General features: G+C 68.0%; 9 protein-coding genes. 6 read left to right on the top strand and 3 right to left on the bottom strand.

The features are described 5' to 3' along the window. Positions 1-324 (top strand): hypothetical protein (locus VHB92_RS06145; RefSeq protein WP_325452469.1); only part of this gene is annotated, 324 nt, incomplete at its 5' end. On the opposite strand, the gene VHB92_RS06140 is transcribed toward VHB92_RS06145, so the two are convergent. Continuing rightward, positions 296-1,378 (bottom strand): BMP family ABC transporter substrate-binding protein, encoded by a 1,083-nt coding sequence (locus VHB92_RS06140; protein WP_325452467.1) that lies wholly within the window; start codon positions 1,376-1,378, stop codon positions 296-298. The two genes, VHB92_RS06145 and VHB92_RS06140, sit on opposite strands and share 29 nt — an antisense overlap. Positions 1,379-1,642: 264 nt before the next feature. Beyond that, a complete protein-coding gene (locus VHB92_RS06135; RefSeq protein WP_325452465.1) occupies positions 1,643-2,761 on the bottom strand; it encodes a mannose-1-phosphate guanylyltransferase in 1,119 nt (372 codons plus the stop codon). A 115-nt stretch (positions 2,762-2,876) separates the two neighbouring features. Here VHB92_RS06135 and VHB92_RS06130 point away from each other — a divergent pair, with 115 nt between their 5' ends. Beyond that, positions 2,877-4,022: a glycosyltransferase family 1 protein gene (locus VHB92_RS06130; RefSeq protein ID WP_325452463.1), complete on the top strand. Its 1,146-nt coding sequence runs from the start codon at positions 2,877-2,879 to the stop codon at positions 4,020-4,022. Between the two features lie 299 nt (positions 4,023-4,321). Further along, on the top strand, positions 4,322-5,452 hold the full coding sequence (corA, locus tag VHB92_RS06125; RefSeq protein ID WP_325452461.1) for a magnesium/cobalt transporter CorA: 1,131 nt from the start codon (positions 4,322-4,324) through the stop codon (positions 5,450-5,452). Here corA and VHB92_RS06120 read toward each other — a convergent pair. Further along, complete coding sequence (locus VHB92_RS06120) at positions 5,449-6,240, bottom strand: LLM class flavin-dependent oxidoreductase (protein ID WP_325452459.1); 792 nt, start codon at positions 6,238-6,240, stop codon at positions 5,449-5,451. The genes corA and VHB92_RS06120 overlap by 4 nt on opposite strands. Before the next feature lie 239 nt (positions 6,241-6,479). Here VHB92_RS06120 and sdhC point away from each other — a divergent pair, with 239 nt between their 5' ends. From sdhC to VHB92_RS06105, 3 genes are all read left to right on the top strand, one after another. Then, positions 6,480-6,908, top strand: coding sequence for a succinate dehydrogenase, cytochrome b556 subunit (gene sdhC, locus VHB92_RS06115; protein WP_414653072.1), 429 nt, complete (start codon positions 6,480-6,482; stop codon positions 6,906-6,908). Then, positions 6,905-7,357, top strand: a complete 453-nt coding sequence (locus VHB92_RS06110) for a succinate dehydrogenase hydrophobic membrane anchor subunit (RefSeq protein ID WP_325452455.1) — start codon at positions 6,905-6,907, stop codon at positions 7,355-7,357. Before sdhC ends, VHB92_RS06110 begins: the two co-directional genes overlap by 4 nt. 47 nt (positions 7,358-7,404) lie before the next feature. Further along, on the top strand, positions 7,405-8,190 hold a 786-nt coding region (locus tag VHB92_RS06105), incomplete at its 3' end, for an FAD-dependent oxidoreductase (RefSeq protein WP_325452471.1).

The raw sequence follows: 8,190 nt of genomic DNA, 5'->3' as shown, positions 1-8,190 counted from the left end.
GTGATGCCGCGAAGTTCGAGCTTCATGGGGGTCAATCTACCTTTCGTCGTCCTCGACGTTGAGGACGAGTGGAGCTGGATGGTGCATCCCGCCGCGCGCGGCCGTCTGCTCCGCAATCGCGCCAGCTTTCCGCGATTGCGCCAGAAGACGTGGCGCAATCCCGATTATCTGGCGCAAACATCCGGGCCGGGCCGGCGCGGGTGGGACGACGTGCAGCACGGGGTCGACGGCGGGCAAACGCATCGGGAGGTCATCCCTCGAGGAGACGACCTCCCGACACGCTGCTACCGGACGATCAGGACTTCGGCGACGCCGGCGAGGTGACCTTGATCGAACCGTCGATAATGCCCGCCTTGATCTTGTCGAGCTCGGACTTCAGGTTCGGGTCCACCTTCGACGCGAAGTCGTGGAACGGGGCAAGGCCCACGCCGTCGTTCTTCAGCGTGCCGACGTACGGCGTGTTGGAGAACTTGCCGTCGGCGGACTGCTCGACAACGGCGGAGGTGGACGGCTTGATGCCCTTCATGACCGAGGTGAGCAGGATGCTGCGCACCTTCGGGTCGGTGTTGTAGACATCCGCGTCGACGCCGATCATGGCGATGTCCTTGCCGGAGTCGGTGATCGCCTGAGCGGCCGACTGGTAGATCGGACCGCCGACGGGCATGATCACGTCAGCGCCCTGGTCGATGATGCCCTGCGCCACCTGCTTGGCCGTGTCGTTCGCGTCGAAGCCGCCCGTGAAGGAGCCCTTCTGGCTGTCGACGTCCCAGCCGACGACCTGGACGTTCTTGCCCTTCTGCTGATTGAAGTACTTCACGCCGTCCGCGAATCCGTCCATGAAGATGGTCACGGTCGGGATCTGCATGCCGCCGAACGTGCCGACGACGCCCGACTTCGAATAGCTGGCCGCCGCGTATCCGCCGAGGAACGCCGCCTGCGCGGTGTCGAAGATGATCGGCTTGACGTTGGGCGCGTTGATCGAGTTGTCGTCGATGATGGCGAAGTCGGTGTCGGTGTTCGCCTTTGCCGCGGCCTTCGTCGCATCGGCCAGCAAGAACCCGACCGTGATGATCAGGTTGCAGTTCTGGTCGACCATGCTGTTGATGTTGGGGGCGAAGTCGTTCTCGGACTTCGACTCGGCGCTCTTGTACTTGGTGCCGAGCTTCTTGGCGCTGGCCTGCAGGCCCTCGAACCCGAGCTGGTTGAACGAGTGGTCGTCGAAGCCGCCGGAGTCGGAGACCATGCAGGGCAGGAACTTGGATGCGGCCGCCTTGGTCGTGCTGCTCGACGACGGTGCCTGACCGCAGCCGGCCAGCAGGGCGAGCGCACTCGCTGCGGCGAGTCCCGCGAGCGCTACCTTGCGAACTTTGAATGTCACGTTGTCCTCCACATGAAGATCTGCGCGGGCGCGCGAGACGTCGTTGCGACGTTACCCAACGTTACGAAGGGCTTCGATTCCGGCGCCGACTTCTTAACGCCGCCGTTATCATCTTGTGCTCTTGCCAACGGCCTGAGCGGGCGGCGTGCTCAAAAGTGCAGGGGCATCCCGCCGGATCAGCAAACGCGCATCCGGTCGCGCTGACCGTGCCTGCAGAGCGACGGCGCACGCGTCACCGGCCGGATGACGGCGCCGTGCGACGGCTCAGAGCACCTCGGTCGAGCCGGTGAGGCGAAGGGCCTCCACGACCGACTTCACGCGTTGGGCGTTCTCGCTCGTCGTCACGAGCAGAGCGTCAGGGGTGTCGACGATGACCACGTTCTGGATGCCGATCAGGCTGATCACGCGCCCGGTCTGGCTGACCACGATGCCGCTGGAGGCATCCGAGAGCACGCGCGCGTTCTCGCCGAGGATGGCGAGGTCGGTGGCCCGGCCGCCGCTGTTGAGCTTGGCGAGCGACGCGAAGTCGCCGACGTCGTCCCACGCGAAGTGGCCGGGAACGACGGAGAGCTTGCCCGCCGCGGCTGCGGGCTCCGCCACGGAGTAGTCGATCGCGACCTTCTCGAGCATCGGCCAGACGCGGTCCACGACCGGTCCGCGCGTCGCGGGGTCGTCCCACGCCTCCGCCAGCTCGAGCAGGCCGGCCAGCAGCTCGGGCCGGGACTTGCCGATCTCCTCCAGGAGCACGGACGCCTTCGCGATGAACATGCTCGCGTTCCAGAGGTAGTCGCCGCTCTTGAGGTACTTGGTCGCCGTCTTGAGATTGGGCTTCTCGACGAAGGAGAGCACCTGACGTGCCGACGTGGCACCGGCGATCTCCAATGGCTCGCCCACGTGGATGTAGCCGAATCCCACGGCGGGCTCCGTCGGCGAGATGCCGATCGTGGTGATGTAGCCGGCCCGCGCCGACGCCACGGCCTCGATGACCGCAGCCCGGAACAGCGGCTCGTTGCCGATCACGTGGTCGGCGGCGAACGAGCCGACGATCACGCCGGGCTCGCGCCGTTCGAGGATGGCCGCGGCCAGGCCGATCGCGGCCGTCGAGTCGCGCGGTTCGCTCTCCAGCACCACGTTCCGGTCGGCGAGCGCCGGGATCTGCCCCTCGACGGCGGCACGGTGTGCTCGGCCGGTCACCACCATGACGCGTTGCGGACCGCTCAGCGGTGCGAGCCTGTCCCACGTCGCCCGCAACAGCGTCGATCCCGAGCCGGTGAGGTCGTGCAGGAACTTCGGCGCGTCGGCTCGCGAGAGCGGCCAGAGCCGCGACCCCACTCCGCCGGCCGGGATGATGCAGTAGAAGTCCTGCAGGGGCAGCGCGCTCATGCCCTCAACAATAGGCTGCGGCCGGGTCGCGGCATCCTTGCGCTTCGTGGGAGCGGAAGTCCCGGTTCAGGTGCGGTTCACGCAGCGGCCATGGCGCCCGCCTAGCGTGCGAGCCATGCGGGTCGCCATCGTGAGCGAGAGCTTTCTGCCCACCGTCAACGGCGTGACCACGAGCGTGTGCCGCGTGCTGGACGAACTGAACGACCGCGGGCACGACGCCGTCGTCATCTGCCCCGGTCCGAACGCGCCTCTTCAGTACCGCGGCTTCGCCGTCCACCCGGTTCCTTCGATCGCCTACCGCCAGTTCCCGCTCGGCATGCCGAACCAGCACGTGCAGCAGGTGCTGGCCGACTTCGCGCCCGACGTGCTGCACGCGGCATCCCCGTTCCTGCTCGGAGCGCAGGCGATAGCGGCGGCCGGCAGGCTCGGCGTCGGGACGGTGGCCGTGTATCAGACGGATGTCGCGGGCTACGCCAAGCGCAACCGGCTCGGCCTCACCACCAACCTCGCATGGCGATACGTGCGCTGGGTGCATAACGGCGCCGATCTCACGCTCGCGCCCTCGACGGCATCCGCATCCGACCTCGACCGCGCCGGCATTCTGCGCGTGCGGCGCTGGGGCCGGGGCGTCGATCTCGCGCGATACCACCCGAACAACCGGAGGCGTCCGGGTGCGGCCGCGCTCCGTGAGCTCGTCTCACCCGACGGGGAGGTGGTCGTCGGGTACGTCGGCCGCATCGCGCCGGAGAAGCAGGTGGAACGCCTGGCGGCGCTGCGCGGCATGGACGGCATCCGCATCGCCGTGGTCGGAGACGGCCCGGCCGAGGTGCCGGTGCGCAAGGCTTTGAAGCGTATGCCCGTGTCGTGGCTGGGCCGACGAGGCGGCGACGATCTGGCGGACGCCTACGCCGCCATCGATGTGTTCGTGCACACCGGGACCGAGGAGACGTTCGGCCAGACGGTGCAGGAGGCGCACGCGTCGGGCCTTCCGGTCGTGGCCCCGAACGCGGGCGGTCCGATCGACCTGGTGCGGCACGGCGTCGACGGATTCCTGGTGGACGACGACGCCGAGCTGCGCGCGGCCGTGCAGCGGCTGGTGGATGACGGACACCTGCGCTGGCGCATGGGCGAGGCGGGCCGACGCGCCGTGCTCGCCGCTTCGTGGAGCGCGCTCTGCGACCAGCTGCTGCAGCATTACGCGGCCGCGATCACGCACCGGTCGGCATCCGGGCGGCGTCTGCAGCGGGCCGTCGATCTGTGAGCTGTCGGACTCTGAGCCGTCGAACTCTGAGCTGTCGATCTCTGAACAGCCGATCTCTGAGCCGTCGATCTTTCGGCCGTCGATGTCAGCGCCGTCCATCTGTGGACACGAGGGCAGCACCGACCACGACGACGCTGCCCGGATCCACACGGAACGAGCAGGTTCGCACCGACCGGGGTCACCCGAAGGTGAGGACTCTTCCGCGGCGATCCGGACTCTACAAGCCTGGCGGGCTTAGGGTGTCACGGGACGCCGACGTCCCGTTCCTCACACCCACGCTGCTCGAACGGAGGCGAACCATGGCCGAGCGCAGGCGACGTGTCATCCCCATCCCGTTCCGGCAGCGATCACGGCCAGCGGCGCCGAACGACCTCCTGACCGCCGAGCAGCCGCCGGCCGCGCCGACGCGGCGGACCATCGTGGATGCCGCCATCTACGCGGACGGGAGCCGCGTCTCCTCTCCCACGTCGCTCGCCGAGACCTACCGTGCCCTGCACGAGACGCCGGGCGGCGTCGCGTGGATCGGCCTGTACCGGCCGAGCGAGTCCGAGCTGCACTCGCTCGCTCGCGAGTTCAACCTGCACGAGCTGGCCGTCGAGGACGCGATCTCCGCACACCAGCGACCCAAGCTGGAGCGATACGACGACGTGCTGTTCGTCGTGCTGCGCGCGGCCAACTACCTGGACGTGCCGGAGGAGGTGTCGTTCGGCGAGGTGCACGTGTTCGTGGGGCACAACTTCGTGATCACGGTGCGCCACAGCGAGTCGCCCGACCTCTCGCAGGTGCGGCACCGCATGGAGCACGATCGCGAGCTGCTCGCTCTGGGGACGCAGAGCATCCTGTACGCCATCATCGACGCGATCGTCGACGGCTACGCGCCGGTCGTCGCCGGACTCGCGAACGACATCGACGAGATCGAGACGCAGGTGTTCGGCGGAGACGCGAACGTGTCGCGGCGCATCTACGAGCTCTCCACGGAGGTGATCGACTTCCAGCGGGCGACGCATCCGCTCACCGAGGTGGTCGAGTCGCTCGAGCTGGGCAGCGAGAAGTACGGCGTCACGCAGGAGCTGCAGCGCAATCTGCGCGACGTGGCCGACCACCTCACCCAGGTGAACGAGCGCGTCGACGACTTCAGGCGGATGCTGCGCGACATCCTCACGGTCAACGCGACGCTCGTCAGCGAACGGCAGAACGCGCGCATGACGGATCTCTCCGAGAACGCCAACCGGCAGGGCGAGGAGGTCAAGAAGATCTCGTCGTGGGCGGCCATCCTCTTCGGTCCGACGCTCATCGCCGGCATCTACGGCATGAACTTCAAGTTCATGCCCGAGCTGCACTGGGCGTTCGGCTACCCGATGGCCGTCGGGCTGATGGCGCTGACGAGCGTGGTGCTCTACGTCATCTTCAAACGGCGCGGCTGGCTCTAGCGCTCCAGCAGCTCCGCCGCCCGCTCGACGAAGCGCACGTGGTCGTCGACCGAGTCGGTCGGCGCGATGACGCGCAGCACGACCTCGTCGACCGCGTCCCGATACCGCGCGATGCGGTCGGCGAACGTGTCGTGGTTCAGCACGGTGTCCTCTGCCCGGATGCCGAGCCGGGCGAAGTTCGCCGCGTACGCGGGGTATCCGGCGTAGCGGCGCGCCTCCTCGGCCAGACGCCCGCTCGCCTCGGCCGCGAGCGCCGTTCGCACGTACAACGCGACGCGCGAGTCGGATGCCCGCTCCCCCGCCGCCAGCGCGTGCGCCGCTTCCGCCTGCCCTCTCGCCACGTCGGGCGTGAGCCAGCTGAGCAGCACGCCGTCCGCCTGCCGAGCACCGAGCTCGCGCATCTTCGGGCCCAGGGCTCCGACGAGCACCGTGGCCCGCGTTCCGTCGCGCAGCTGATCGGCCGCGCTTCCGACGAGCGACAGCGCACCCTTCCTGGTGCCGCCCGCCCCAATGCCCAGCACGAGCCGGTTCTCGGGAAGCCCGGCCCTGTGCACCTCGTCCACGATCTCGTCCGCGTGCCGTCGATCGACCGGGATGACGCCGGTGGCCAGCACGAGCCGGCTCGTGTGCTCGGCAGCGGCGGCCAACGCCGTCAGCGAGTCGCCGCCCGGTGTGTCGTTCGCCCAGAGGGACCTGAAGCCGCACCGCTCCACCACGACCGCGAGGCGAGCGATGACGTCGGGGCCGAGCGCGCCGGCGACGCCGATGGAGACATCCGCAAGAGCCATGCCCCCAGCATGCTCCACCTGCCCTGATCCCTTCGTCGTCGCGCTTCCCGCCGGCGGATTACCCGCCCTCCGATGGGGTGGGGCCGCGGCGATCCGCCTCGGCAAACTGTCTCGACGTCGAGACAGTTAGGCTGGCCGTGAAAGCGAGCCGCCGCACCGGGACGTAGACTGAGTCCGCGCCGATTCCGCGTGCTGTCGCGCCGCGTGAGGCGCTCGCGCAAGCTACCTACCAGGGAGGGTTGTCCGTGCCAGCAGAAACGGCAGACACTCTCGAGCCGACCACAAGTCGGCCCGGGGGAACGCTGTACCGGGGCCGGGAAGGCATGTGGTCGTGGGTGCTGCACCGCATCACCGGCGTGGCGATCTTCTTCTTCCTGCTCGTGCACATCCTCGACTCCGTGGTGCTCGGCATCAGCCCCCAGGCGTACAACGCCGTGATCGGCACCTACAAGAACCCGATCATGGGGCTGGGCGAGACGGCGCTCGTCGCGGCGATCGCGTTCCACGCACTCAACGGCATCCGCATCATCCTGATCGACTTCTGGAGCAAGGGCGCGAAGTACCAGCGCTTCATGTTCTGGACCGTGATCGTCGTGTGGGTCGTGCTCATGCTCGGCTTCGCGCCCATCCACCTTGCCAACGTGTTCAGCGAAGGGGCAGCGTCGTGACCACCATCGAGGCCCCTCGTTCCCCGATGCGTCCCGCGCGCTCCAAGGGCGTGAACTGGGAGAAGTGGGGATGGGTGTACATGCGCGCCTCCGGCGTGCTGCTCGTCGTGCTCATCTTCGGGCACCTCATCGTCAACCTCGTGCTGGGCGAGGGCATCAAGGCCGTCGACTTCGGATTCGTCGCCGGCAAGTGGGCCGACCCGTTCTGGCGTGTCTGGGACGGCCTCATGCTGTGGCTCGCGCTCATCCACGGCGGAAACGGCATGCGCACCATCGTCAACGACTACGCGCGTGGCCGCACGATCAACCGCACTCTGAAGGTGCTCATCCTGCTCGCCGTGATCGTGCTCATCGCGCTCGGCACGTACACCGTGACGTTCTTCGATCCGTGCCCGAGCGGCGCACCGGCGAACCTGCTGCCCGATTTCTGCTCGACCATCACCAAGTAAGCCGCGCGAGCGATACGCAACGAACCGAAAGCTACGGAAACCCCCACGTGAGTGAACAGATCGCAGACGGAGCCGTGATCGACGGCGTGCACTATCACCAGTTCGATATCGTCATCGTCGGCGCGGGAGGCGCGGGCATGCGCGCCGCCATCGAGGCCGGTCCGCACGCGAAGACCGCGGTCATCTCCAAGCTCTACCCGACGCGCTCGCACACGGGAGCGGCGCAGGGAGGAATCGCCGCCGCACTCGCCAACCTCGAACACGATAGCTGGGAAAACCACGCCTACGACACCATCAAGGGGGGTGACTTCCTCGTCGACCAGACGGCCGCCGAGATCCTCTGCCGTGAGGCCGTCGAGTGCATCTACGACCTCGAGCACATGGGCCTGCCGTTCGACCGCACGCCCGACGGTCGGATCTCCCAGCGCAGGTTCGGCGGGCACACCAAGCCGAATCCGGCCTACGACCCGAGCGCAGCCGCGGGGACCGACGCAGCCAAGCCCCGCGTCCCCGTCATGCGGGCCTGCCACGCAGCCGACCGCACGGGGCACATGATCCTCCAAACGCTTTACCAGCAATGCATCAAACAGGGCGTTACGTTCTTCGACGAGTTCCACATGCTCGACCTGATCATGGTCGACGGCGAATGCCGCGGGATCGTCGCACTCGAGATCGCCACGAGCCAGCTTCACGTCTTCCACGCCAAGAGCGTGCTCATCGCCACCGGCGGGTTCGGCCGGATGTTCAAGGTCTCGTCGAACGCCTACGCGCTCACGGGCGACGGCCCCGCGATCGCGTACCGGCACGGCTTGCCGCTCGAAGACATGGAGTTC

Origin of the sequence: Humibacter sp., assembly GCF_035547335.1 — a bacterium.
Taxonomy (GTDB): domain Bacteria; phylum Actinomycetota; class Actinomycetes; order Actinomycetales; family Microbacteriaceae; genus Humibacter.
Note: the sequence above shows the minus strand (reverse complement) of the source record. Positions and strands in the feature narration are given on the sequence as shown.

Bases quoted from the DNA above. Each gene is read 5' to 3' on its own strand.
- VHB92_RS06135 (WP_325452465.1), bottom strand. From the start codon at position 2,761: ATGAGCGCGCTGCCCCTGCAGGACTTCTACTGCATCATCCCGGCCGGC.
- corA (WP_325452461.1), top strand. From the start codon at position 4,322: ATGGCCGAGCGCAGGCGACGTGTCATCCCCATCCCGTTCCGGCAGCGA.
- VHB92_RS06120 (WP_325452459.1), bottom strand. From the start codon at position 6,240: ATGGCTCTTGCGGATGTCTCCATCGGCGTCGCCGGCGCGCTCGGCCCC.
- VHB92_RS06130 (WP_325452463.1), top strand. From the start codon at position 2,877: ATGCGGGTCGCCATCGTGAGCGAGAGCTTTCTGCCCACCGTCAACGGC.